Source organism: Megasphaera sp. UBA4233 (genome assembly GCF_002395615.1).
GTDB lineage: Bacteria > Bacillota > Negativicutes > Veillonellales > Megasphaeraceae > Megasphaera > Megasphaera hexanoica.
Genome location: NZ_DGXL01000032.1, coordinates 1 through 24,343, shown reverse-complemented (window position 1 = coordinate 24,343; position 24,343 = coordinate 1). Strand labels below are relative to the sequence as shown.

Here is a 24,343-nt window from a genome sequence, read left to right as displayed (position 1 = left end):
CTTGAGATTGATGGCTATTGTGGACCTGAAACAGTGAAGGCATGGCAGAAGTTCCTGAACAGCAAAATCTGATGCGTTGGTTCAGTTTTGGTTCAGTTGATGCCAACGAAGCCCTAAAATAAAGGAAAGAGCACCTGACTCTTAATCAGGGTGTCCAGGGTTCGATCCCCTGATGGTCCACCATAAAAGACACGGATAGCCATCGCATTTGTGCGGTGGCTATTTTTTATACGGTTACCGGACCCGTTGTCTTTGCCCCCATTTTGACCTCTGCTGCCTATAGGACCCAGGAACCATTCCACGCACGGGTATTTACAAAAAGCCCCTATCTTTTCAGAGAGCAAAATGATAGAATTAGATGTTCATACAAAAGGAGGAACTATGTTAGAAAAATTTCAAGAACTTAATATCAGTGAAGTCATCATCCGTGCCCTGAATGAAATGGGTTTTGAAGAACCAACCCCGATTCAGGCAGAATCCATACCTGTCGCCATGGCCGGCCGTGACATGATTGGCCAGGCACAGACCGGTACGGGAAAAACAGCCGCCTACGGCATCCCCGTATTGGAAAAAATCCTGGCAGCCCCACCCAGCAAAGAAATCCAGACAGTCATCTTATCGCCTACACGCGAACTGGCTATGCAGGTAGCGGAAGAAATGAATCATCTGGCCCAGTTCACACCGATTCAGGCACTGCCGATTTACGGCGGCCAGGATATGGAACGGCAGCTGCGCCGGCTCCGGAAATGTCCTCAAATCATCGTCGCCACACCGGGGCGGCTCATCGACCATATGAAGAGAGGAACTATCCAGCTCAGTCATATCAGTACGATTGTCCTGGACGAAGCCGATGAAATGCTGGATATGGGATTTATTGATGATATCAATCTCATCATGGGAGCGACACCGGAAACGCGGCAGACACTGCTCTTTTCGGCGACTATGCCCAAACCGATTCAGGAACTGGCAGAAAACTTCCTACACGATCCCAAGATTATCCGCATGAAAGCCAAAGAAGTAACCATCGACTTAATCGAACAGTCCTACATTGAAGTGCCGGACCGTCAGAAATTCGATATTCTCTGCCGCCTCCTCGATTTACAAGAACCGGATCTGGCTATTATCTTCGTCCGCACCAAACGCCGCGTCGATGAAGTATCGGAAGCACTGAAGAAACGCGGTTACTCGGCAGAAGGCATACACGGCGATCTGACACAGGCCAAACGCGATACGGTCATCCGCCAGTTCAGGGAACGCACGATTGATATTCTCGTCGCTACCGACGTGGCTGCCCGCGGCCTTGATATCAGCGGTGTTACGCATGTATTTAACTACGATCTGCCCCAGGATCCGGAAAGCTATGTCCATCGCGTAGGGCGTACGGGTCGTGCCGGCCAGAGCGGCGAAGCAACGACGTTCGTCATCCCCAGAGAAATCGAACATCTGCGTACGATTGAACGGCTCATCAAACGCCGCATCCAGCGCCGTAAGGCACCTACATTATCGGAAGCACTGGAAGGAGCCCAACAGACGGCTATCCGCAATCTGGTCGGTGCTGTCGAATCCGGAGAATATGGAACCTATAAGGAAAATGCGGAAGAATTGCTCAGCAATTATGACAGCACGGCTCTCGTCGCCGCCGCCATCAAACTTTTGACTAAAGAACCGGATACGACACCAGTCAAAATCACGGAAGAAGCACCGCTGCGCGTCAGGACCAGCCGCCGGCAGGGATCTGGCCGGGGAAATAACCGTCGCCGTGACCACAGCCAGCACTCAGGGAAGCAGCATGACGGCCAGCGTCATTTTCATTCCAAAGGGAACCGGGACAATCGTAAAAAAGATACGGGTGATACGGCCCGCCGTGTTTTTAAACCGCGTAAAAAAGAACACAAAGAACCCACCCGTTCTGTTTTCAAGCCCTACTTTAAAGATTAATCACAGACTGGCATAGCATATTCAGACATGAAAAAACCATGGAAACGTAATCATCAGATTACAATTCCATGGTTTTTTCTATCCCATCTGACGGGTCATATAATTGTATACAGCGTATTATCTGCCAATCAGAGAAAGTCTTTAATTTTTTCCCGCTTGCCCCAATTACGGAGTTTGCTCAGGGCTTTCCCTTCAATCTGGCGGATACGTTCACGGGTGACATTAAAATGCTGACCTACTTCTTCCAATGTACGGGGACGTCCGTCTTTCAGTCCAAAACGCAGATAGAGTACTTTCCGTTCCCGGTCTGTCAGACAGGAGAATACGTCCTCTATTTGTTCTTTCAGCAGAATAAAGGAAGCCGCATCATCGGGAGCCACTGCTTCCTGGTCTTCGATGAAATCACCCAGATGAGAATCTTCTTCTTCCCCGATTGGTGTTTCCAAAGATACCGGTTCCTGGGCAATCTTCATGATTTCCCGTACCCGTTCGACAGAAATATCCATTTTTTCCGCGATTTCTTCCGGCAGTGGTTCCCGGCCTTTATCCTGCAGAAGCTGACGGGAGATGCGAATCAGTTTATTGATTGTTTCTACCATGTGTACAGGGATACGGATAGTACGGGCCTGGTCAGCAATAGCCCGGGTAATGGCCTGCCGGATCCACCACGTAGCATAAGTACTGAATTTATAGCCTTTACTATAATCAAATTTATCAACAGCCTTCAACAGACCCAGATTGCCTTCCTGTATCAGGTCCAGGAACAGCATGCCCCGGCCGACATAACGTTTGGCAATGCTGACAACGAGGCGCAGATTGGCGTCGGTCAGTTTTTTCTTGGCAACGCTTCCCGCTTTGATTTCTTCTTCCGTCGCATCGGGGGAATTGCCCCGTTCAATAGTCTTGGCCAGGGTAATTTCTTCTTCTGCAGACAACAGCGGGACACGGCCGATTTCTTTGAGGTACATGCGGACCGGATCATCAATATTGATGCCTTCGGGAATGCTCAAATCCATATGGATTTCCGGGACCTTTTCCGCATCATCGTCATCGAGATCATCATCCATAGTCATCTGGTCATCTTCACCGATGATATCGATGCCTTTGTCAGCAAACACCTCATACATCTTGTCAATCTGATCGGGAGTCAGATCATCTTCTTCCATCACATTCATGATTTCTGTATAGGTCAGGCTCCCCTTTTTCTGTCCCGTCTTAATCAGCTGCTGGATATGCTGCAGCGTCAGTTCCTGCCGTTCTTTTTCGCTCAGTTGGGGCGCATCCGTTTTTTTCGCACGTTTGCTGCCCCGTGTCGTTTTCTTTGTCTTTTTTTTGACTGCCTTATTTTCATCCTTTATATTTGCCATAAAGTACTAGCTCCTTTCTTTCTCCGTCAGGACCAATGTTTCATTTCTTCTAAAATCTGTTTACACGCCGCCAGCGCATCTACGAAACGGGGATCATTACTCTGTCCGTAGGCGGCTGCCCGGGCGCTGTATTCTTTATACTTTTTCTGCAATTCCGCCAGGCGGAACCGTTTTACATAATCGAGTAAAACAGCTTCGTCTACGGGAACATCTTGCAGTACCATGATTCTTGCAAGTTCTTCGGCCTCCTCAGGAGTCAGATTATTCTGGATGTCACTCGTAGTGTACATTCCCTGTGCATCAGCAACTGCCAATATTTTTTCATAAATACGGCGCCGCACAGTATTGGCAAAAAATCCCGGGATGATCTTTTCCCGGATACGGGTACAGGATTGGGGATGATCCATGAGAAAACGCAGGATATTTTCCTCTGAAACCGCATTGGGGCCACCGCCCCGGGCTGCAGCATTTTCCTGCGAAACGGAATGGGAAATAGTGACCTGCTGCTGTCCTGCTTCCGGATGAGCTGCCACGTATTTGTTAAACTCACTGCGGATTGCGTTTTCATCGATCTGAATGCGGGCTGCCATTTTTTTTAAAAAGGCTTCCAGGACGACGCGGTTGCTGACTTGCGCCAATACGGGAAGAAGTGTCGCCGTGATGGCAGCTTTGCCTTCAAGGGTCGTTTCATCCGATTGCTGGAGTGCCGTCATGAGCATGTAATCCAGCACGTTGGGCGCATTATCCACAGCTTCGCGGAATTTGTCAGGGCCGGCGCTATTAATATATTCATCAGGATCCTTGCCCTGCGGCAAAGATACGACACGGATGCGCATCCCCAGATTACGAACGATTTCCATGGCACGCAGCGTTGCCTGCCTGCCCGCCCCATCCATATCATACGATAAAACCAGCTCTTTTGCCTGACGCTGGAGAAGCCGCGCCTGTTCATCGGTAAACGCCGTCCCCAGGGACGCTACCACGTTGCAGATTCCCCGGTTATGAGCCGATATGACATCCATATACCCTTCAACCAGGATAGCTCTTCCTTGTTCATAAATCGCCTTGTGGGCTTTGTCCATAGCAAAGAGCAGGCGGCGTTTATTGAAAATCATTGTTTCCGGGGAATTCAGGTATTTGGGCCGGCTGTCATCGAGCACGCGGCCGCCAAAACCAACGATGCGTCCCCGGCCATCCCGTATGGGAAACATGACACGGTTGCGAAAGGCGTCGTAGTACCGGCCGTTTTTTTCTTTGGCCAGTCCGACTTCGACGAGTTCCGGCCCGGTCACTCCCTTTTTTTCAAAGGCATCGGTCAGTTTATTCCAGCTGTCCGGGGCAAATCCCAGCTTAAACGAATAAATCGTGTCGTCGCTCAGGTGGCGGCGATGAAAATAGGCAAGGCCCGGTTCGCCGTAGTGGGTCTTCACCAGACAGTTATGAAAGAAATTGCCGGCCAGTTCATTAATTTCAAACAGGCGGTTCCGATGCGTATCCCGTGCAATGTCATCGGCTGATTTTTCGACTTCCGGCAGCGGGATATGCGCCCGTTCAGCCAGTCGTTCCACGGCTTCACTAAAAGAGATGTTTTCTTTCATCATGATGAATTTGAAAACATCTCCGTGGGCATGACAGCCAAAACAATAATAGAATCCTTTATCAGCAGCGACACTGAACGAAGCCGTTTTTTCATTATGGAACGGACAGCATGCCCAGAAATTGCGTCCCCGGCGCTGGAGAACCAGATAATCGGAAATAACACTGACGATATCATTGGCCTGCCGTACTTGTTCTATAAATTCATTTGTAAAACGCATATGCCACATCACCTGTTAAAGAATTCGTGTAGTAATACATTCTAGATATACAGCCTGATTCCTGCCTGGCATCTGTATAGATTTTGCATATCACCTATGACGGCAGGACATTTCTCACAGACCTTACATTATATACTATTCCATAAAAATCTTCAAAATCCTTTTTCTACCGGTAATTTTTCTTTGTACCGATAAAAATCCCCCATTTTTTCTGTTGATTTTATCAGCCTCTTCCGTTACAATATAGCTGTGCAGTTAACATCCTACGTTGATTTCCCGGTTTCTCTTTTGTACAATAGATGTGTATGTATCTTTTACCGATAAAGGAGATGCCATGATTGAAGTTATCGTAGGCAGACTGGAAAAGAAAACATCCCTGCTGGGTGCCTTGCGCCATGCCGGTGTTTCTGCCACCATGCGGCGGCGAATCAAGCACAACGGCATCTGTACCTGTAACGGCAGAGCCGCTGATACTCGTGATTTCGTTTCTACAGGCGACGTCATCCGCGTAGAGCTTCCGGAATCCAATCCCTTCCAGCCGGAACCGATTCCCGTTGAAATAGCCTACGAAGATGATTATATCATAGCTGTCAACAAGCCTGCGGGATTATTGATGCATCCTACGTCAGGGGCTCATGATGGAACGCTGGCAAACGCACTGGCCTGGTACTATCAAAAGACAGGGCAAAATTGTTCTTATCATCCGATGCACCGCCTGGACCGTAATACCTCCGGACTGTGCCTGATTGCAAAACAGCCCCAGATACAGTATGCTTTCAGCCGGCAGCATCTGGACTATCACCGATATTATCTGGCCGTAGCCGAAGGAAGATTTCCCGCCCGGCGCCTGACCATACACTGGCCCATTTCCCGGGCTCCGGACAGCATTATACTGCGCCGTACCGATGCTGATGGCAAACCGGCCCATACCGATATTCAGTGTCTGGCTGTCACAGATGACTTCAGCCTGCTTCAAGTAACTCTTCATACAGGGCGCACCCACCAGATCCGGGTGCATTGTGCCAGCCTGGGCCATCCCTTATGCGGCGATGATTTGTATGGCGGCAGCCGGACCAAGATAGCAAGGCAGGCACTGCATGCATTCCGCATTCAGTTCACTCATCCGGTCAGTGGTACATTCATTACGGTTAATTCCCCGTTGCCGGCAGATATGCAACAGTTGTTCTGCTGTGCCGGCTGGGATTATCATAATCTGGTCCCGCTCTGAGGACCACCATATCTACACGTATACCTTTATTAAAAGGAGGAATTTTCCTATGCCATTAGTTACAACTACAGATATGTTCAAAAAAGCCTATGCCGGTCATTATGCCATCGGGGCTTTCAACATCAATAATATGGAAATTGTCCAGGCTGTTACCGACGCGGCAGCAGACCTTCAATCCCCAATCATCCTTCAGGCCTCGGCCGGTGCCAGAAAATACGCCAAGCCGAGTTATCTGAAACATCTCGTAGAAGCAGCTCTTGAAGACCATGACCTGACGGTAGCCCTTCATCTAGATCACGGCGCCGATTTTGAAACGTGCAAATCCTGCATAGATGGCGGGTTCACATCCGTCATGATTGACGGATCGAAGCATTCGTTCGAAGATAACATCGCCCTGACCAAGCAGGTCGTCGAATACGCTCATGCCCATGGCGTCGTCGTCGAAGGCGAACTGGGTCAGCTGGCAGGCATCGAAGATGATGTCAAAGTAGCCGCCCATGAAGCTTCCTATACCCGTCCGGAAGAAGTAGAAGAATTCGTAAGCCGCACTGGTGTCGATTCCCTGGCTATCGCTATCGGGACCAGCCATGGCGCCTATAAGTTCACGCCGGAACAGTGCACCCGTAACGAACAGGGCGTCCTCGTACCGCCGACACTGCGTTTCGATATTCTCGAAGAAGTGGCTAAACGGCTGCCTGATTTTCCGATTGTCCTGCACGGCGCGTCCTCTGTCGTACCGGAATATGTAAAGATCATTAACGAAAATGGAGGTAATCTCCCTGATGCTATCGGTATTCCGGAAGACCAGCTCCGCAAGGCAGCTTCCCTGGCAGTCTGCAAAATCAACATCGACTCCGATATCCGCCTGGCTCTGACAGCCGGTGTCCGTCTCCATATGGCCCAACATCCGGATCACTTTGACCCGCGCCAGTATCTGAAAGACGGCCGTCAGAACGTCTATGACCTTGTTTCTCATAAAATCACAGAAGTACTGGGGTCGGCACATAAAGCGTAATTCCCCAAAGTTTCTATTGATTTTTATTCCGTTTTATGATAGAATTTCTTCTAGTGTTCTTGTAAATTAGGAGGTGAACCCATTGCCGCAGATTAAATCCAACATCAAATCGATGGAAAAAGATGCAGCCCGTCACGCCGTAAATTCCCAGGTCAAATCTTCCGTTCATACTGCTATCCGCCGTACGACCGAAGCAATTGCCACAGGTGATGCTGAAGCTGTAAAAAAAGCATTTGATAAAGCCAGCAGCGTCATCGACAGTGCTGCACAGAAAGGCGTTCTCCATAAAAATACTGCAGCCCGTAAGAAATCCCGTCTGGCTGCCAAAGTAAACGAAATGGATAAATAATCGTAATGCTAACAAGCCCCACGGACCGTGGGGCTTGTTTTATATATCAATTCTTTTTTAAGGAGGTATCTGTATATATGCCGCAGATATACCAGATACGGCATTTTCTTACACTTTTTTTTCCGTTATTGCTCACCCAGATGGCCCAGGTTGGCAGCGGCGTCTTTTCCAGTATTTTCAGTGGCCAGGCCGGCACCGTCGATCTGGCGGGCGTCGCCGTCGGAGTCAATATCTGGTACCCGGTCTTTGCTGGTATGTGCGGCGTCTTCTTTGGCGTTTCCCCCATTCTTTCCCAGCTCCGGGGCGCTGGGAAAACGGAAAATATTCCCGGATACATTTTACAAAGTCTCTACGTCGCTGTCATTACGACGGCCGTCGTCCTCGCAGCAGGGATGCTATGCCTCGATCCGTTTCTGGGCATAATGGGTCTGGAACCTGCCGTATATACGATTGCCCGCGAGTACCTAATTGCACTGGCCTGGGGCATACTTCCCACGTTTCTCGTAGCTACGCTGCGTTACATTACCGATGCCCATGGCAAGACCCATGTGTCTATGGCTATCTTATTCTTCAATATGGCTGTCACAGTGGCATTGTTCCGCCTGCTCGTATTCGGTGGATTCGGCATAGCCCCCATGGGAGGCGTTGGAACGGGATATGCTATTACCATAGCAGCCTGGCTGACACTGGTTGTTTTTCTAGTATTGTTTTCTTTTCTGGAGCCATTCCGCTCATACGGTCTGTGGCATCAATTCACTAAACCGGACTGGCACACAATCTCTGAGCAGCTGCGCATCGGCATCCCCATGTTTGTCGCTATTTTCTGTGAGACCAGCCTGTTCTCCATCATCGGCCTGCTGATGGCCGAATTTGGTACGGTATTCCTGGCAGCTAACCAGGCAGCTATCAGCTATTCGACTCTGATTTACGTATTTCCCTGGAGTCTCAGTCTGGCATCGACGATTGTCATCGGATATGAAGTGGGTGCCCGGAATGGACGGGCTGCCCGCCAGTACGCCCATATCTGTCAGGGATTAGCTCTGATCATTGTCTGTCTTACAGCCAGCATGACCTATACATTTATAACTCCTATCAGTGCCTTGTTCTCCTCGGATGCCAGTACACTCATACATATCCGCCATTTTCTCTTACTCGCTGTCATATTTTCCTTCTGCGATGCAGCAGGGACTCCTGTCCAGGGCATTTTAAGGGGATATAAAGATGTTCGCATCATTACAATCGTAGCGTTTGTTACCTATTGGCTTATCAGCCTTCCTATGGGATATGGTGCAGCCCATCTCCTCCCATATGGGGCATACGGGTACTGGTACAGTCTGATCATCAGTCTTGCCATTAATGCACTGGCCCTGAATATCCGCCTATGGAAACGGACTGCCTGGACTCTGTAATCACCAGTTAATGTGTTAATTATTTATACTAGGAGTGATACATATGCATCTCGATTCTTCTATTTCCTCTCTGCTACCCGGGTATGCCCGGGTATTGCTCAAAAAGGGATTAAATCTGCAGCAGGGGCAAATTCTCGTTATCTCAGCCCCCGTAGAATCCCATGATTTTGTCACCATCCTCACCCGTGAAGCATATGAAGCGGGTGCCCGTCAGGTCGTGATGAATTGGCGGTCCGATGACTCCGCCCGGCTGCGTTATGAATATGAAAATCTGTCAGAATTTACAACTATGCCTGACTGGCGCCGCGATTTCAGCCTTTGCTATTATCGCCAGAATGCAGCATTTCTTAGCCTTATTTCTGCTAATCCCTACCTCATGAAAGGCATAGACATGCAAAAATTAGTCGCCTGGCAAAAAGCCTCGAATAAGGCGTTAAAAGAATACATCGACGGCATGATGGCATCCAGGACGACCTGGCTCGTCGCCGCCGTTCCCAGCCTCGTATGGGCACGTATCCTGTATCCGGAACAATCGGAAGAAGCTGCCTACGAAATGCTTTGGAAGCAGATTCTCCAGTCTTCCCGCGCTGATGGCGAACATCCGCTGGCGGACTGGGATGCTCATCTTCTGGAACTGAAGAAACGCCGCGATTGGATGACCAGTCAGCATTTCACAAGTTTGCACTATACGTCCGGGCAGGGAACCGACCTGACCATCGGTCTGTCAGACAAGCATATCTGGCAGGGAGGTGCAGAAGAAACGACATCACATATACTGTTCAACGCGAATATCCCTACAGAAGAAATTTATACGGCTCCTGATGCCGCCCGTGTCGATGGCATTGTATATAGCACGAGACCGCTTGTATACAACGGAAATCTTATCGATAACTTCCACATCATATTCAAAGATGGACGAGCCATAGAATCGAAGGCAGAAACAGGGGATGATGTGCTAAAACAGATATTGTCTATGGATGAAGGCGCCGCCCGTCTGGGAGAAGTAGCCCTGATTCCCTATCATTCCCCTATTTCCCTGTCCCATATTCTCTTTTATGAAACACTCTTCGACGAAAACGCCTCTTGCCATCTGGCATTTGGCAAGGCCTATCCAACCTGCCTGTCTGGCGGCAGCGAGATGGATGATCAGGAACTTTGCGCTAATGGCCTGAATGATTCCATGATTCACGTCGATTTCATGGTCGGAAGCGACGACTTATCAATCACGGGTACTCAATCTGACGGAACAACAGTTCCCGTATTTATAAATGGAGACTGGGCATAAATCAGCAAAAAAAGCTCCTTGCAGGCAACCAAGAGTTTAAGCATATCTCTTGATTGCCTGACAGGGAGCTTTTTACATGATACCGGAAAATCTTTTAACACATAATCCGATTATTTACCTACATAAGCAATGACTTCGACTTCGACGAGGGCATCTTTCGGCAGTTTGCCAATTTCCACGCAGGAACGGGCCGGAAGAGTCTTATTGAAGTATTTAGCATATACTTCATTGACAGCTCCGAAGAAGTTCATATTGGTGATGTATACCGTTGTTTTGATGACATCATCATAGGATGCACCGGCTGCTTCCAGAATAGCGCCGACATTTTTCATGCACTGTTCTGCCTGGCCTACTACGCCGCCGCCTACGAGTTTGCCTTTTTCCGGATTGATAGCAATCTGACCAGAAGCAAAGAGGAAATCGCCTGCTTTAATCGCCTGGGAATATGGTCCTACTGCACCAGGAGCTTTTTCAGTACTAATAACGTTTACTGCCATGATAAAACATCTCCTTAAAAAAATTTATCTATCCTGTTTATTATTATACAACATCTAATTTCATATTTCCACTGTATATGATATATATTTACACAATACTCTTGGTGAACTATACAAGACTTCTATATAATAGCATATACTAAATCAATAATATTACGTAAAAATCAGTCATTCTCAGTGCCTTTGTTTTCCGATGCCGTTTTTTCACCATCTGCCACAGCCAGAAGGTGACCTTCTTTATCATATTTCTTCTTGTTCAGGCCACACAGGAACCATGCCGCCGTAATAGCCGCAATGAAGACCCATGAGGAAAGGATAGACATACGGGTATCCGGATTGTACAGCATGCCAATCGTTACCAGAATCAGGAAAGCTATGCAGAAGTAATTCGAGTACGGATAGAGTGGCGATTTGAACGGATGCTTAGCCATGACTTCCGGTCCCCAAGCCTTGCGGAAATTTTTCTGGGCCCAGGCCAGGACAAACCAGGCAACCATACCTGGGAATACCGATGCGCTATACAGATACAAAAACAGTTTGGAATCGGGAATCAAGTAATTCAGGACAACACCGATGGCCAGTACGATGACGGTAACTCCAATTCCATTGCGGGGCACACCTGAAGGTGACAATCTGGCAAATATACGCGGTGCCTGGCCATTCTGTGCCAGTGTATAAAGCATGCGCCCTGAACTGTACATCCCAGAATTACAGCCTGATAAAGCGGCGGTAAGAACGACGAAATTGATAATTCCTGCAGCAGCTGTAATACCTACTTTGGCAAAAGTCATGACGAATGGACTGCCAATGTAGCTGACTTCTGTCCAAGGATAGATACAAAGGATAACAAAGATAGAACCAATGTAGAATATAAGGATACGCCATACGATGTTATTAACAGCCTTTTTTAGCGTCCTTTGTGGATCCTGGGCTTCTCCGGCTGTAATCCCAATAAGTTCAACTCCTTGGAATGACGCCGCTACGACGCACATAGCCGCCAGCATTCCTCCCCATCCATTAGGCATAAAACCACCATGAGACCAAAGGTTGCTGATGCCAACAGGCACGCCGTCATTACCAAATCCAAAGAGGATGACCGCTGCCCCGACGATGAGCATAACGATAATCGTAACGACTTTTATCAGGGCAAACCAGAATTCAAATTCGCCGTAATATTTAACGGCCGCCATATTGGCCGATGCGACTATAGCCATTCCAGCCAGAGCCGATATCCATTGCGGCAAGTCCGGGAACCAGTAATGTACATAAATCCCCACGGCTGTAATCTCTGATAACCCGACGACGACCCAGAGAAACCAGTAAGAACAAGCTGTCAGATATCCCACAAAAGGACTGATATATTTGTGACCATACGTTGCAAAAGAACCAGTCACTGGCTCCTGGTACAACATTTCCCCCATAATACGCATAATGAAAAACATGACGACACCCGTCACGGCATAACATAACAGTACCGACGGACCGGCCATCTGAATCGTGTTGGCTGACCCCATAAACAGGCCAACACCAATGGTTCCCCCCAGAGCTATCATCTCTACATGGCGCGGCTTCAGACCGCGTTCCATTTTCTGCTGTTCCATTTTACCTCCATAGCTTTGGAATCATTATGGTCTTATGAAATGATGCGTGTCTTATTTCATCGTAACATAATAATGATGATCTTTTAATGTGGACATCAATTGTTCTACGTGCTTTTCATTTGCCGTTTCCAGTTCCAATGATACGGCAGTCTGTCCCATATCCACGCCATGCTGGCTCCGTTCGTGGACGATAGAGAGTACATTGGCATTGGCGTTGGCAATGATGGTCAGAAGTTTAACCATTTCGCCCGGTACGTCAGGAATAATCGTCTGGAAGAAAATCTTGCGGCGGGACTTGATAAGACCCTGATTGATGACACGCTGCATATTATTGACATCAATATTGCCACCACTTACGAGAGCTGCCACTTTTTTGTTGTGAAGGCCGGAAATCTTACCGTTCATAAGAGCTGCGGTAGGTACGGCACCAGCGCCTTCAGCAACCGTTTTACAGCGTTCCAGGAGCCAGAGTATCGCCTGGGAAATTTCATTTTCATCGACGGTTACTATATCGTCCAGATAATGGCGGCAGATATCAAAAGTCAGATCTCCCGGCGTTTTAACAGCTATCCCATCTGCCAGCGTCGCTTTCCCATTGTATGTAATAATCTTCCCTTGTTCTACCGATTCTTTCATAGAAGGCATGTTTTCCGTCTGTACGCCGATGACTTTGATTTTGGGATTAACGCTTTTTGCTGCTACAGCCAGACCGGAAATCAATCCACCACCACCAATAGGCGCAACAATGGCATCCACATCGGGCAATTGTTCAATAATTTCCAGCGCAATCGTCCCCTGCCCTGCAATAACTTCCGGATCATTAAAGGGATGGACAAAAGTGTACCCATGTTCTTTCGTCAATTCTACCGCTTTAGCAGCCGCTTCATCAAAAAAATCTCCGTGCAGCACCACATTAGCCCCGTATCCACGCGTAGCCGCTACTTTGGACAAAGGAGCGTGCTTGGGCATGCAGATGGTAGACTGACAGCCATAAGCGCTGGCAGCCAGGGCCACACCCTGGGCATGATTGCCTGCCGATGCAGCAATAACACCTTTTTCCCGTTCTTCCGGAGTAAGGGATGCTACTTTATTATAGGCACCGCGCAATTTAAATGAACCAGTCCGCTGTAAATTTTCCATCTTCAGGTATACCTGGCAATCAGCTATTTTACTAACTGAATTGGCAAAAGACAAACCTGTTTTCTGCGCTACGCCCTGCAACCGTTTCTGTGCTTCCTGTACCATTTCTAATGTAACAGCTTCACTCATGATAGATTCAACCTCCTTAATATACGTAAACCATAAATCCAATTGGCTTTACGGATACGTGTCAAACGTATCTTATGCTTACACTATACTTCTCAAATAGTCTACTGTCAATAGATATACTTGCGATTTAATTTTCGTCTAATGCTACCCCGATTTTAATATAATCGTGCATTACATCTGTGTTTATGAGAAGAATTTAATTATTTTCCATGCTTTTTATTTGATGTTTTTTTATTTCACTCTGTATTTTTTGTCCATTGTAATAATACATTAGGCTTTTGTAAAAAGATATATGTTATATACAATTAATTATCATGAGCGACATGCTTTTTAATCATCTATCTGATTGTGCTGCCTTATCAAGAAATTGATTTTCGTATATAGAAATTATAAGTTACGGGATTGCTAATATCATATTGATATTAGCAATCCCGTAATCGTATCAAATACACAATAAAACGACCTAATGGTAAAAAACTGCCTCAAGACAAGGCAAGCTCCTGCAGCTTGCCTTGTCTTTCCCTTTCGGTAGTACCACGTTGCGGTTCATCCTATCCGTGCATAACGTAAAACAGCACATCCGAGTGGATGTGCTGTAACCTGGTGGGCGATAACGGGCTTTAGGCAGTGAACCGTATTTGAAGGAGCTCTGCGACTCGCAAATGCGTGTGAATCGCCTATACCGAAACCGTGTCTTATGAATCGGCAAGCTCCTGCAGCTTGCCTTGTCTTTCCCTTTCGGTAGTACCGCGTTGCGGTTCATCCTATCCGTGCATAACGTAAAACAGCACATCCGAGTGGATGTGCTGTAACCTGGTGGGCGATAACGGGCTTGAACCGCTGACATCCTGCTTGTAAGGCAGGCGCTCTCCCAGCTGAGCTAATCGCCCAAAAAATGGTGACCCCTGCGGGATTTGAACCCACGTTCACGCCGTGAAAGGGCGGTGTCTTAACCACTTGACCAAGGGGCCATGGCTCCTCAAGTAGGACTCGAACCTACGACAAATCGGTTAACAGCCGATTGCTCTACCGACTGAGCTATTGAGGAATGTCTCATGTATTCTGTATCGAACAATAAAGATTATACTAGGTTATGAAAAAAAAAGCAAGTACTTTTTTCTATTTTTTTGCTTTATTCCATTTTTCTTTTCAGCACTGGAATAAAAACTGCCAGACAATACAAAGCTGCTATGGCAGCAATGCATCCTCCTGCATATCCGATATCACCTAGTAGTCCCGCATCAACCGCTTTTCCTCCTATCCAGGTTCCACTGCCGATTCCCAGATTGAAAATACCAGAAAAAATCGACATAGCTACGGCTGCTGCTCCGGCCGGAACACATTGAATCAGTTCAGCCTGAAACGTCACATTAAAAACCGTTGCCGTAATTCCCAGCAACACACAAACGAAAATAACCATCATGATATCTTGTGACGCCAAATCCAGCAGGAAAAATAACCCTGCCAGACAAATCAGGCTCAGGCGGATGAGTAGAAATCGGAACTGATTATAAAAGTGTGAAAAAATAATACTCCCTAACAATCCGCTAACACCAAAAACAGTCAGAATCAACGTAATCCACGTATCGCCCATATGGGCAATCTGCTGCATAAACGGTTCAATATAACTATACACCGTATAATAAGATGTAGAAAACAATACCGTAATGATATAAATAGCCAGGAGTATACGATTTTTCAGCATATGCGGCAGATCAGAAATATAAAAGGGCTGATTTTGTTTTAAGCGGGGAAATACGACAGTTAGATATATAATAGACAGGAGTGAAATACCTGCCAGACATAAAAATGTCATGCGCCAGCCCAAATACAAACCAATAGCCCTTCCGATAGGTAATCCGGCAATCATGGCAATAGACGTACCGGTTATAATCATACTCAATGCCAGAGACCGTTGCTCTTTTGGTACAAGCCGGACAGCAATAGGAGCTGCAATAGACCAGAAAACAGCATGGGCACAGGCAACGCAGATACGGGCCAGCAACAGCATCCAGAAAGAGACAGCCAGACCGGAACCAATCTGTCCGGCAAGAAATAATGCCATGGTTCCCAGCAAAAGACGCCGGGATTCAATATTGCAGGTAATCAGCATCAGAGGCAGGGATAATCCGGCTACGACCCAGGCATAAAGGGTAATCATCGTACCAGTCTGTGCTTCTGTCATAGAAAAAGACTGGGAAATGTCTATCAATAAACCAATGGGCATAAATTCAGATGTATTGAAAATAAAAGCTGAAATCGTCATTCCTGCTAATGGGAGCATCTGTTTTAAAGGTACTGTACCAGTCATTTTCCCTTCCTTATACTAATCTAGAATCTTATAGCTCATTTATCATAACCCAAAAACATAATTTAGTCAAAAAACATCCCCGTGACTCGAAATCACGGGGATGTAGTATTACATTTACCTCACACGTTACCTGGCAAAAATAAACCGTTCCGTCTTATTCTTACATCATGCCAGGCATTCCGCCCATGCCTGCCGGAGGAACAGCAGGACCAGCCTGAGCCGGTTCCGGTTTATCAGCAACCAGCGTTTCTGTTGTCAGAACCAGAGCAGCAATAGAAGCGGCATTCTGTAAGGCTGTGCGTGTAACCTTAGCCGGGTCTACAATACCAGCCTGAACCATATCAACGTATTCTTCTTTCAACGCATTAAAGCCTACGCCGTCTTTAGCGGCTTTTACCTTGGCTACGATAACGGATCCTTCCAGTCCTGCATTAGCGGCAATCTGGCGTACCGGTTCTTCAATAGCACGTTTTACCAGATTAATACCAGTCTGAACGTCCCCTTCTTCATGGAATTCATCAAGAGCCGGAAGAATATCAATGAAGGTCGTACCACCACCTGCTACAATGCCTTCTTCAACGGCTGCACGTGTAGCATTCAGTGCATCTTCCAAACGCAGTTTCTTATCTTTCAATTCAACTTCTGTAGCAGCACCGACTTCGATGACAGCTACGCCGCCGGACATCTTGGCCAGACGTTCCTGCAGTTTTTCTTTATCAAAATCAGACGTTGTTTCAGCAATCTGGGCTTTAATCTGGGCAATACGGTCTTTAATTGCCTGCGGATCACCGTGGCCTTCTACGATAGTCGTTTCATCTTTCGTTACACGTACCTGACGTGCCGTACCAAGATCTTCCATTGTAATGCTGTCCAATTTACGGCCTACGTCTTCCGAAATAACGTTAGCACCTGTAAGTACAGCAATATCCTGAAGCATTGCTTTGCGGCGGTCACCAAATCCCGGAGCTTTTACAGCAACGGCTTTGAACGTACCACGCAGTTTGTTGACAACAAGGGTTGCCAGCGCTTCACCTTCGACATCTTCAGCAATGATAAGAAGTTCCTTACCAGCCTGTACTACTTTTTCAAGGACCGGCAGCATTTCCTGGATAGATGCAATCTTGCGATCCGTAATGAGGATATACGGTTCACTCATGACAGCTTCCATTTTTTCTGCATCCGTTGCCATGTACGGGGAAATATAGCCACGGTCAAACTGCATGCCTTCTACGACAGACAGCTGTGTACCCATCGTCTTGGATTCTTCAACAGTGATGACACCGTCTTTACCAACTTTTTCCATAGCTTCAGCAATCAATTTGCCTACTTCTTCATCGCCTGCAGAAATGGAAGCAACCTGGGCAATAGATGCTTTATCAGAAACAGCGATGGAACGGTTCTTGATTTCTTCAACGAGTTTTGCTACGGCTTTTTCAATACCGCGTTTAAGGATCATCGGGTTGGCACCAGCAGCAACATTACGCATCCCTTCCTGGATCATGGCCTGGGCAAGCAGCGTAGCCGTTGTCGTACCATCACCAGCTACATCATTTGTTTTAGTTGCTACTTCTTTTACCAACTGGGCACCCATATTTTCAAACGGATCTTCCAGTTCGATATCGCGGGCAATAGTAACACCATCATTGGTAATGGTCGGTGCGCCAAATTTCTTATCAAGAACTACATTGCGGCCTTTCGGTCCTAATGTTACTTTTACTGCATTAGCTAATGCGTCAACGCCTTTGCCTAAAGCACGGCGTGCATCTTCATTAAATAAAATCTGTTTAGCCATGTTAAACACTCTCCTGTATTATAAGTATATATTCCATGATAACGACCGTTACAGGTCTCGTATTACATAATTGCCAGAATATCGCGTTCGCTGACGATTAAATATTTTTCTCCTTCATATTTGACTTCTGTTCCTGCATATTTAGAGAAAATAACTTTGTCGCCTGCTTTGACATCTAACGCAACGCGGGAACCATCTTCCTGAAGTTTGCCCGGGCCGGCTGCAATAATTTCACCTTCGCACGGTTTTTCTTTAGCTGTATCAGGCAGATAAATCCCACCGACAGTTTTTTCTTCCTGTTCCAATACGCGGATGACAACGCGATCTCCTAAAGGTTTTAACATTGTATATTCCTCCTAACATGTTATGTCATTCTCTTTATTAGCACTCACTATATCCGAGTGCTAACTACAATATATATATTACCCAGTAAAGGTAAAAAAGTCAATAGTTTTTTTTAATTAGGAAAAAAATACCAGGCAAAAATCTGCCTGGTACAATCCACTATCGACGATTATTTTGCTTTGCCATACTGGCAATGACTGCTTCTGCAACATGTTTCAACGTCGTCCGTTTTTTCATGCTATATTGCTGCAACCGGCGATACGCTTCTTCTTCCGGAATATGGTATAAATCCATGATGAGGCCCTTTGCCCGTTCCACGATTTTGCGCGTTTCTATCTGCTCATTCATCTGTTCGAGCTGGGCATTTATTTCCTGCTGCTTTTTAAATTGAGACACGGCAATTTCCATAGCAGGGAATAAATTAGTAGGTGATACGGGTTTTACCAGATATCCCAAAACACCCGAATCCTTCGCTTTATCGACGATATCACGCTGGCTGTACGCCGTCAGCAGTAACACGGGCGCCAGATGGTCATGAGCCATCATTCGGGCTGCATGGATTCCATCCAGACGCGGCATCTTGATATCAAGCAATACGATATCGGGTCGCATTTTACGCACCAGCTCCAGCGCTTCCACTCCATCGGCAGCTTCTCCGACTACTTCATGACCGGCATCTTCTAGCATTTCCGCCAGATCCATTCGGATAATCGATTCATCATCACCGATAACCACACGATACCCCATTTTAATCTCCCCTTTTTTCTATTGGAAAATGAATTACTGCCCGGGTTCCCTCCGGTTCTGCCCCGGAAAAAATGATGGTCCCGTGAAGATCTTTCTCAACCAACGTTTTGATGATTTTTAGTCCCAGATGGTGACGCTTGTCCTTAGTCATCGTTTCCGGCATACCGCAGCCATTATCCTCTACCGTGATATCTGCTGTTTCCCCTTGACAACAGATTTGCAGCGTAATAATGCCTTCTTTGCGACCAGACAGCCCGTGCAGTACAGAATTCGTAATCAATTCATTCAGGACCAGTGATAACGATGTGGCTGCATCAGACGGCATCATCAATTTCTGCCCATGGAAAACCGGTATAATATGGCTTTCTGTACTCACGAGACTATGCAATACCAGTGACAATAGTTTTTCTGCTACATCAGATATATCAATATATTCTTCATCATGATGGGATAAGGTCTCATGAACGAGAGAAATGCTGATAATGCGGTTCAGGCTTTCATTCAACGCTTCCTTTGCCTCTTCGCTCTGGACGCGCCGCAGCTGCATGCGCAATAAACCGGCTATGGTCTGCAGGTTATTTTTGACGCGGTGATGGATTTCCTTGATGACTGACGTCTTAATCATCAATTCTTCTTCCTTTTGGTACAGCTCCGTCCGTTCTGTAATAACCACAATAATCCGATCGACACGTCCCCGCCGCAGAATAGGGATAATCCGTCTCGTAAAGACATTTTTTCCATGCTGTACATCTACGACCGAACCCTGCCGGGTTTCCAGTGCCTGTTTTACTCCGGCAAAATGGAACTGACTGCTATAAATATTTTCACCAGTCAGGCGTTTGAAACGTCCCCGCAGCTGCATGATGCTTTCCGCCATATCGTCTACATAGCGGATTGTACCATTACCATCGACGAGAATAATGCCATCTTGCAAAGATAAACGCTGATATAAGCGGTTCATGTGCTCTTCAATGGGTACCTGCAAAGATAAAAAAGCCGTTTCCGTCAAAACATCCCTGCTGTTTTCAATCCGTCCCACAAAAGAAATGACACCAATAGTAAGTCCTCCATTATCGACAAAGGGATAACAGGAAATGGGCTCCATTTGGCCATAATTCGTTTCTATCGTCCCTTTCAAAGGAGTCCCAGTCGTTAATACCTGCCATACAATCGGCTCATCATACCGGGTAACGACTACTCCGGAATCAGGCAGTGCAGTCAAGCTGTCTGATTCCTGAAAAAAAGGGCGTCTCTGTGCTGTCAGGACCAAGGTCCCCGCTTCCTGGCCTGGGACATACACATAGATTTTCCTGTGAGATAAATCACTGGCAAACTGTAACAATTTTTCACTATTTTTTAAAATGTGGATTTGCACATCTGATAAAGAACTGGCACTCTGGCAAATCGATTCTATGGGAGACATATCAGTCACCTCAGCATGTCGTAATAGATAATGCAGGGCGTGCATTCAACGTCAGATCGGCAAATCGCCCGTCTATAGCCATATAATATGCCCTGCAGCCTATCATAGCCCCATTGTCGGTACATAAGATGGGATCCGGCCGATATAACTTATACTGCCTCTTTGCACAAGCGGCTTCCATCGCAGCCGCAAGGCCGCTGTTGGCAGCAACGCCTCCGGCTACAGCAATTTGTTTCATACCACTCCAACGGGCTGCATCCATTGTCTTTTCTACTAATGTTTCCACTACGGTTTTCTGGAAACTAGCAGCGACATCTTCCGGGCTGTAACCGACATGGCGCTGTTCCTGTGTATGCAGGTAATTAAGAACAGCCGATTTCAGTCCACTGAAACTAAATTCAAAATTATGTTTTTCGTGCAATGCCTTGGGAAAGACAATCGCATCGGGATTTCCCTTTTTTGCCAGTGCATCAATCTGTGGCCCACCGGGATAGGGATATCCCATGACGCGGGCAATCTTATCAAACGCTTCCCCAGCTGCGTCGTCCCGTGTCTGCCCCAGCAATTCAAAGGAGTTATAGTCTTTAATCGTAACCAGCTGGGTATGGCCGCCTGATACGACGAGAGCTAAAAACGGCGGTTCCAGTTCAGGATGACTGAGGAAATTTGCAAAAATATGACCTTCCATATGATTAACGCCAACCAGCGGTTTATCAAGGGCAAAACTGAGTGCTTTCGCAGCGGCAACTCCTACCAGGAGAGCCCCTACCAGGCCAGGGCCATATGTGACACCGATATGATCAATATCATGGATATCGACTCCCGCCTCATCCAAAGCTTCTTTGATGATAGGCATAACATATTCAATATGCTGGCGTGATGCAATTTCTGGTACTACACCGCCAAATTTGCGATGAATCGGTACCTGTGTCGAAATGATGTTTGAGCAGATGTGACGACCGTCCCGAATAACAGCAGCCGATGTTTCATCACAGCTTGTTTCCAAAGCTAATGTATACATAATACGTTCATCCTTTTTATTATTTTACAGCCCACTTATATTTTTCCTTCTGACATCCCATGACATAGGCATCTTCCACAGGCTCAGAATAATAGCTCTTGCGTACAGAAAGGACTTCGAATCCCAGTTTGCGATATAATCCCAGCGCCGGTATATTGGAGACCCGTACTTCCAGAAATATATCCATACAACCTTCTTCAAAAGCCTTTTCCATCATAACCCGGACGAGCAGCTCACCATAGCCCTTGCCCTGCACGTCTTTACGCAGAGCAATATTAGTGATCTGGCCTTCGTCGGTAACACGCCACAACCCGGCATATCCGGCTATATATCCGTCATCGCGAACCAGTACGTAATACCGTGTCAATTCTGTATGTTCCAGTTCGTGGTCGATGCTTTCTCTGGACCATGGAACAGAAAAGGATTCTGTCTCAATATCATAAATTCCAGCCGCATCTTGTCGCACGGCTGGCCGTACAATCATAGACATAGCTTTTCACCATGCCGTTTTTCCCATAATACTTCAGCTTCACTGCGTCGTTTATATGCTGGTGTCAGCGTCATACAATCATCACAATCACCGGCATCAAGCCGTCTGACCGCCGCCATTGCCAGGCTTCCTGCCCGTGGGATGCGCATTGTCGGCGGGGCAAGATAAAACGCAGGACATGCATTCTTTATCTGTTCCTGATAGAGAATAGCCCCATCACCACAAAATACAACCGGTCCGCTTTGTGACTTGCAAGTCGCCAGAACATCCGTCAGGGGCATGACCGAAATCGGACTGCATTCTTCGAGATCCCATTCATGCCAGAGATATGTAGAAGCATATACATTCCCCTTTTGTGCATCAATGAGTACACAGACAGGATAAGACATGCCAATAAAATTCCAGGCTAATGCCTGAGGCGTCTCAATTCCCACGATGGGAACCTGCCAACCGAAAGACAATGCTTTAGCAGATGCCAGGCCGATGCGCAGTCCCGTAAATGAACCAGGTCCTATGGAAACAGCAACGCCATCAATCTGATTTTTTTTGACAGATGCCTTCTCAAGCATATCGGCAATATGAGGCATGAGTTGCTCCGAATGGGTCAGTTTTGCCTGTATCGTCAATTCCGCACGGAGAGAATCTTCATGCAACAGGGCTACACTGGATACGAGACTTGACGTTTCAATGGCTAATAGCATATTTCTGTACCTCTTTTTCTACTTGTAACCAGCGGTCACCGATAAATTGAAATTGGAAAACCCGCCCGGTCAAACTGGTCTTTTTTATCGTAATATGTAATGCATCGTCAGGAAGACGATCAGAAAATTTTTCTGACCATTCTATAACCGTAACGCCACTGGTAATGTAATCATCAAATCCCAGGTCATCCAGCTCATACTCTTCCTCTAGGCGATAAAAATCAAAATGCTGCAACGGAATATCGTGTTCATAGAAGTTCAATATAGTGAAAGTAGGACTGACTACATTCGCATCAATTCCCATTCCCCGGGCAATCCCCTGGACAAAATGGGTCTTTCCTGCCCCCAGATCACCATGCAGTGCCAAAACATCACCCGAATGTAACGCGGATCCTATAACCATACCCAGATTGATAGTTTCTTGTTCTGACTGTGTCACAATGTCCATATCAGAGCCTCCTTAAAAATGAGTCCAGCCAGTAGGAGCCAGAATTGATTCAGAATCACCGTCTACGAGAAGTACATCTCCACTACCCGAACGGACCACACCAATTTGAGTCACATCAGAATATTCCGCCTGAAGCGCATGAAAATCAGCCGGTTCCATCGTAAAGATCAATTCATAATCTTCCCCGCCATTAAAGACATACTTCCAGACATTTGTCTTCGATTCTCTGGCCCAGGCTTTTAGTTCATCACTAACCGGAATGGCTTCTTTCTTTAAAACCAGACGTACATCACTGGCCTTGGCTATTTCATTGCTCTCGCTAGCAAGTCCATCACTGATATCATTCAGACTATGACAGTTGTATTTAACCAGAAGCCGCCCAAGTTCAACTTGCGGGACAGGAAATCGATGAGCCCGCTTCAGCTGGGAATAGCCATCATGATTTTGTAGAAGCACTGCCAATCCACCACTTGAATTGCCGATTGTGTGCGATACAGCCACGATATCTCCTGGTCTGGCACCGCTGCGGCGTATCGCCTTTCCTTCTTCTATTTCACCGAAGGCCGCAACGGTTATGACCATCCCTTCCTTAGAAGTGACTGTATCTCCGCCAAGGATGTTGACGTGATAAGAACGGCAGATATCTTTAATGCCATCATATAGAGAAACAAGGCCATCCACTTCCATATCCGGAGCGATTGCCGTAGACAAAACGATATGCGTAGGAACACCACCCATAGCAGCGATATCACTGAGGTTAGAAGCTACAGCTTTATATCCAACATCATACCAGTCTCCCGTGCGATGAATGATAAAATGGCTGTTTTCCACCATCGTGTCAATAACAGCAACCTGTTCCATACCGGCAGAAGTTTTATATACGGCACCATCATCACCTATCCCGATGACGACAGGGTCCGGATTGAACAACGTATCTTCTTTAATGGCATCAATAAAGCCAAATTCACCAAGTTCAGAAATTTTCATAAGAGTACTCCTTATAAAAAAACAAAGGTACACTACTCAAGTATCTATTGTATATAAAAAAAAGATACTTGTAAATGACAAGCTTTGAACCTCTCACGTATATAGAAACGGAAGATTCTTAGGAAGATCGCGGATAAAAAAAGCAGCTCACACAAAATGTATGAGCTGCCTGTGGTGACCCGGTAGGGATTCGAACCCTAGACCTACTGATTCGTAGTCAGTCACTCTATCCAGCTGAGCTACCGAGTCATGTAGAGGGATATCGGTCTCCTGCAGATCCCTCTCCCTCTGTGTTTTGGCAGG

General features: G+C 46.8%; 21 protein-coding genes and 4 tRNA genes. 6 read left to right on the top strand and 19 right to left on the bottom strand.

Going from position 1 to position 24,343, the window contains the following annotated elements:
* Positions 1-381 precede the first annotated feature (381 nt).
* A complete protein-coding gene (locus B2U90_RS11125; RefSeq protein WP_059077354.1) occupies positions 382-1,938 on the top strand; it encodes a DEAD/DEAH box helicase in 1,557 nt (518 codons plus the stop codon).
* Positions 1,939-2,066: 128 nt separating this feature from the next.
* Here B2U90_RS11125 and rpoD read toward each other — a convergent pair whose 3' ends face one another.
* Both rpoD and dnaG read right to left on the bottom strand, forming a co-directional pair.
* Positions 2,067-3,305 carry an RNA polymerase sigma factor RpoD gene (gene rpoD / locus B2U90_RS11120; protein ID WP_113856214.1) on the bottom strand — a complete coding sequence of 413 codons (1,239 nt, stop codon included), beginning with the start codon at positions 3,303-3,305 and terminating at the stop codon, positions 2,067-2,069.
* Positions 3,306-3,331: 26 nt separating this feature from the next.
* A complete protein-coding gene (gene dnaG / locus B2U90_RS11115; protein ID WP_292017806.1) occupies positions 3,332-5,122 on the bottom strand; it encodes a DNA primase in 1,791 nt (596 codons plus the stop codon).
* Positions 5,123-5,456: 334 nt separating this feature from the next.
* Between dnaG and B2U90_RS11110 the strand changes: the two genes are divergently transcribed.
* From B2U90_RS11110 to B2U90_RS11090, 5 genes are all read left to right on the top strand, one after another.
* On the top strand, positions 5,457-6,350 hold the full coding sequence (locus B2U90_RS11110; RefSeq protein WP_059077357.1) for an RluA family pseudouridine synthase: 894 nt from the start codon (positions 5,457-5,459) through the stop codon (positions 6,348-6,350).
* A 49-nt stretch (positions 6,351-6,399) separates the two neighbouring features.
* Positions 6,400-7,365 (top strand): class II fructose-1,6-bisphosphate aldolase, encoded by a 966-nt coding sequence (fba, locus tag B2U90_RS11105; RefSeq protein WP_059077358.1) that lies wholly within the window; start codon positions 6,400-6,402, stop codon positions 7,363-7,365.
* 82 nt (positions 7,366-7,447) lie between these two features.
* Positions 7,448-7,714 carry a 30S ribosomal protein S20 gene (gene rpsT / locus B2U90_RS11100; RefSeq protein ID WP_059077359.1) on the top strand — a complete coding sequence of 89 codons (267 nt, stop codon included), beginning with the start codon at positions 7,448-7,450 and terminating at the stop codon, positions 7,712-7,714.
* Between the two features lie 77 nt (positions 7,715-7,791).
* Complete coding sequence (locus B2U90_RS11095) at positions 7,792-9,123, top strand: MATE family efflux transporter (RefSeq protein ID WP_292017805.1); 1,332 nt, start codon at positions 7,792-7,794, stop codon at positions 9,121-9,123.
* A 43-nt stretch (positions 9,124-9,166) separates the two neighbouring features.
* Positions 9,167-10,408, top strand: coding sequence for an aminopeptidase (locus tag B2U90_RS11090; protein ID WP_075582141.1), 1,242 nt, complete (start codon positions 9,167-9,169; stop codon positions 10,406-10,408).
* Between the two features lie 110 nt (positions 10,409-10,518).
* On the opposite strand, the gene B2U90_RS11085 is transcribed toward B2U90_RS11090, so the two are convergent.
* The 17 genes from B2U90_RS11085 to B2U90_RS11005 all read right to left on the bottom strand — a co-directional run bounded on the left by B2U90_RS11085 (position 10,519) and on the right by B2U90_RS11005 (position 24,289).
* The gene (locus B2U90_RS11085; protein WP_059077362.1) at positions 10,519-10,905 is read right to left on the bottom strand and encodes a RidA family protein; all 387 of its coding nucleotides are present in this window, start codon (positions 10,903-10,905) and stop codon (positions 10,519-10,521) included.
* A gap of 164 nt (positions 10,906-11,069) precedes the next feature.
* Positions 11,070-12,506 (bottom strand): amino acid permease, encoded by a 1,437-nt coding sequence (locus B2U90_RS11080; RefSeq protein WP_292017804.1) that lies wholly within the window; start codon positions 12,504-12,506, stop codon positions 11,070-11,072.
* 51 nt (positions 12,507-12,557) lie between these two features.
* Complete coding sequence (ilvA, locus tag B2U90_RS11075) at positions 12,558-13,751, bottom strand: threonine ammonia-lyase (protein ID WP_240937163.1); 1,194 nt, start codon at positions 13,749-13,751, stop codon at positions 12,558-12,560.
* An 838-nt stretch (positions 13,752-14,589) separates the two neighbouring features.
* A tRNA-Val gene (locus tag B2U90_RS11070) sits at positions 14,590-14,665 on the bottom strand.
* Between the two features lie 6 nt (positions 14,666-14,671).
* Positions 14,672-14,746 (bottom strand) — tRNA-Glu (locus tag B2U90_RS11065).
* 1 nt (position 14,747) lies between these two features.
* Positions 14,748-14,823: transfer RNA gene (locus tag B2U90_RS11060), tRNA-Asn, on the bottom strand.
* Positions 14,824-14,907: 84 nt separating this feature from the next.
* Positions 14,908-16,086 carry an MFS transporter gene (locus B2U90_RS11055; protein WP_292017803.1) on the bottom strand — a complete coding sequence of 393 codons (1,179 nt, stop codon included), beginning with the start codon at positions 16,084-16,086 and terminating at the stop codon, positions 14,908-14,910.
* Between the two features lie 160 nt (positions 16,087-16,246).
* On the bottom strand, positions 16,247-17,878 hold the full coding sequence (gene groL / locus B2U90_RS11050; protein ID WP_059077365.1) for a chaperonin GroEL: 1,632 nt from the start codon (positions 17,876-17,878) through the stop codon (positions 16,247-16,249).
* Between the two features lie 62 nt (positions 17,879-17,940).
* Positions 17,941-18,222 (bottom strand): co-chaperone GroES, encoded by a 282-nt coding sequence (groES, locus tag B2U90_RS11045; RefSeq protein ID WP_059077366.1) that lies wholly within the window; start codon positions 18,220-18,222, stop codon positions 17,941-17,943.
* Positions 18,223-18,382: 160 nt separating this feature from the next.
* On the bottom strand, positions 18,383-18,970 hold the full coding sequence (locus tag B2U90_RS11040; protein WP_059077367.1) for an ANTAR domain-containing response regulator: 588 nt from the start codon (positions 18,968-18,970) through the stop codon (positions 18,383-18,385).
* 1 nt (position 18,971) lies between these two features.
* A complete protein-coding gene (locus tag B2U90_RS11035; RefSeq protein ID WP_206085100.1) occupies positions 18,972-20,393 on the bottom strand; it encodes a sensor histidine kinase in 1,422 nt (473 codons plus the stop codon).
* Between the two features lie 10 nt (positions 20,394-20,403).
* Positions 20,404-21,414 carry a tRNA (adenosine(37)-N6)-threonylcarbamoyltransferase complex transferase subunit TsaD gene (tsaD, locus tag B2U90_RS11030; protein WP_059077369.1) on the bottom strand — a complete coding sequence of 337 codons (1,011 nt, stop codon included), beginning with the start codon at positions 21,412-21,414 and terminating at the stop codon, positions 20,404-20,406.
* 19 nt (positions 21,415-21,433) lie between these two features.
* Positions 21,434-21,898, bottom strand: coding sequence for a ribosomal protein S18-alanine N-acetyltransferase (gene rimI / locus B2U90_RS11025; protein WP_075582502.1), 465 nt, complete (start codon positions 21,896-21,898; stop codon positions 21,434-21,436).
* Positions 21,895-22,605, bottom strand: coding sequence for a tRNA (adenosine(37)-N6)-threonylcarbamoyltransferase complex dimerization subunit type 1 TsaB (gene tsaB, locus B2U90_RS11020; RefSeq protein WP_113856220.1), 711 nt, complete (start codon positions 22,603-22,605; stop codon positions 21,895-21,897). Before tsaB ends, rimI begins: the two co-directional genes overlap by 4 nt.
* On the bottom strand, positions 22,589-23,053 hold the full coding sequence (tsaE, locus tag B2U90_RS11015; RefSeq protein WP_170088128.1) for a tRNA (adenosine(37)-N6)-threonylcarbamoyltransferase complex ATPase subunit type 1 TsaE: 465 nt from the start codon (positions 23,051-23,053) through the stop codon (positions 22,589-22,591). Before tsaE ends, tsaB begins: the two co-directional genes overlap by 17 nt.
* Positions 23,054-23,065: 12 nt before the next feature.
* Positions 23,066-24,040 carry a thiamine-phosphate kinase gene (gene thiL, locus B2U90_RS11010; protein WP_059077372.1) on the bottom strand — a complete coding sequence of 325 codons (975 nt, stop codon included), beginning with the start codon at positions 24,038-24,040 and terminating at the stop codon, positions 23,066-23,068.
* A 172-nt stretch (positions 24,041-24,212) separates the two neighbouring features.
* Positions 24,213-24,289, bottom strand: a tRNA-Arg gene (locus B2U90_RS11005).
* Between the last annotated feature and the right edge of the window lie 54 nt (positions 24,290-24,343).

Excerpts from the sequence above, each read along its gene's own strand:
- B2U90_RS11125 (WP_059077354.1), top strand. The coding sequence starts at position 382 with ATGTTAGAAAAATTTCAAGAACTTAATATCAGTGAAGTCATCATCCGT.
- rpoD (WP_113856214.1), bottom strand. The coding sequence starts at position 3,305 with ATGGCAAATATAAAGGATGAAAATAAGGCAGTCAAAAAAAAGACAAAG.
- dnaG (WP_292017806.1), bottom strand. The coding sequence starts at position 5,122 with ATGCGTTTTACAAATGAATTTATAGAACAAGTACGGCAGGCCAATGAT.
- B2U90_RS11110 (WP_059077357.1), top strand. The coding sequence starts at position 5,457 with ATGATTGAAGTTATCGTAGGCAGACTGGAAAAGAAAACATCCCTGCTG.
- fba (WP_059077358.1), top strand. The coding sequence starts at position 6,400 with ATGCCATTAGTTACAACTACAGATATGTTCAAAAAAGCCTATGCCGGT.
- B2U90_RS11095 (WP_292017805.1), top strand. The coding sequence starts at position 7,792 with ATGCCGCAGATATACCAGATACGGCATTTTCTTACACTTTTTTTTCCG.
- B2U90_RS11090 (WP_075582141.1), top strand. The coding sequence starts at position 9,167 with ATGCATCTCGATTCTTCTATTTCCTCTCTGCTACCCGGGTATGCCCGG.
- B2U90_RS11085 (WP_059077362.1), bottom strand. The coding sequence starts at position 10,905 with ATGGCAGTAAACGTTATTAGTACTGAAAAAGCTCCTGGTGCAGTAGGA.
- B2U90_RS11080 (WP_292017804.1), bottom strand. The coding sequence starts at position 12,506 with ATGGAACAGCAGAAAATGGAACGCGGTCTGAAGCCGCGCCATGTAGAG.
- ilvA (WP_240937163.1), bottom strand. The coding sequence starts at position 13,751 with ATGGTACAGGAAGCACAGAAACGGTTGCAGGGCGTAGCGCAGAAAACA.
- B2U90_RS11055 (WP_292017803.1), bottom strand. The coding sequence starts at position 16,086 with ATGACTGGTACAGTACCTTTAAAACAGATGCTCCCATTAGCAGGAATG.
- groL (WP_059077365.1), bottom strand. The coding sequence starts at position 17,878 with ATGGCTAAACAGATTTTATTTAATGAAGATGCACGCCGTGCTTTAGGC.
- groES (WP_059077366.1), bottom strand. The coding sequence starts at position 18,222 with ATGTTAAAACCTTTAGGAGATCGCGTTGTCATCCGCGTATTGGAACAG.
- B2U90_RS11040 (WP_059077367.1), bottom strand. The coding sequence starts at position 18,970 with ATGGGGTATCGTGTGGTTATCGGTGATGATGAATCGATTATCCGAATG.
- B2U90_RS11035 (WP_206085100.1), bottom strand. The coding sequence starts at position 20,393 with ATGTCTCCCATAGAATCGATTTGCCAGAGTGCCAGTTCTTTATCAGAT.
- tsaD (WP_059077369.1), bottom strand. The coding sequence starts at position 21,414 with ATGTATACATTAGCTTTGGAAACAAGCTGTGATGAAACATCGGCTGCT.
- rimI (WP_075582502.1), bottom strand. The coding sequence starts at position 21,898 with ATGATTGTACGGCCAGCCGTGCGACAAGATGCGGCTGGAATTTATGAT.
- tsaB (WP_113856220.1), bottom strand. The coding sequence starts at position 22,605 with ATGCTATTAGCCATTGAAACGTCAAGTCTCGTATCCAGTGTAGCCCTG.
- tsaE (WP_170088128.1), bottom strand. The coding sequence starts at position 23,053 with ATGGACATTGTGACACAGTCAGAACAAGAAACTATCAATCTGGGTATG.
- thiL (WP_059077372.1), bottom strand. The coding sequence starts at position 24,040 with ATGAAAATTTCTGAACTTGGTGAATTTGGCTTTATTGATGCCATTAAA.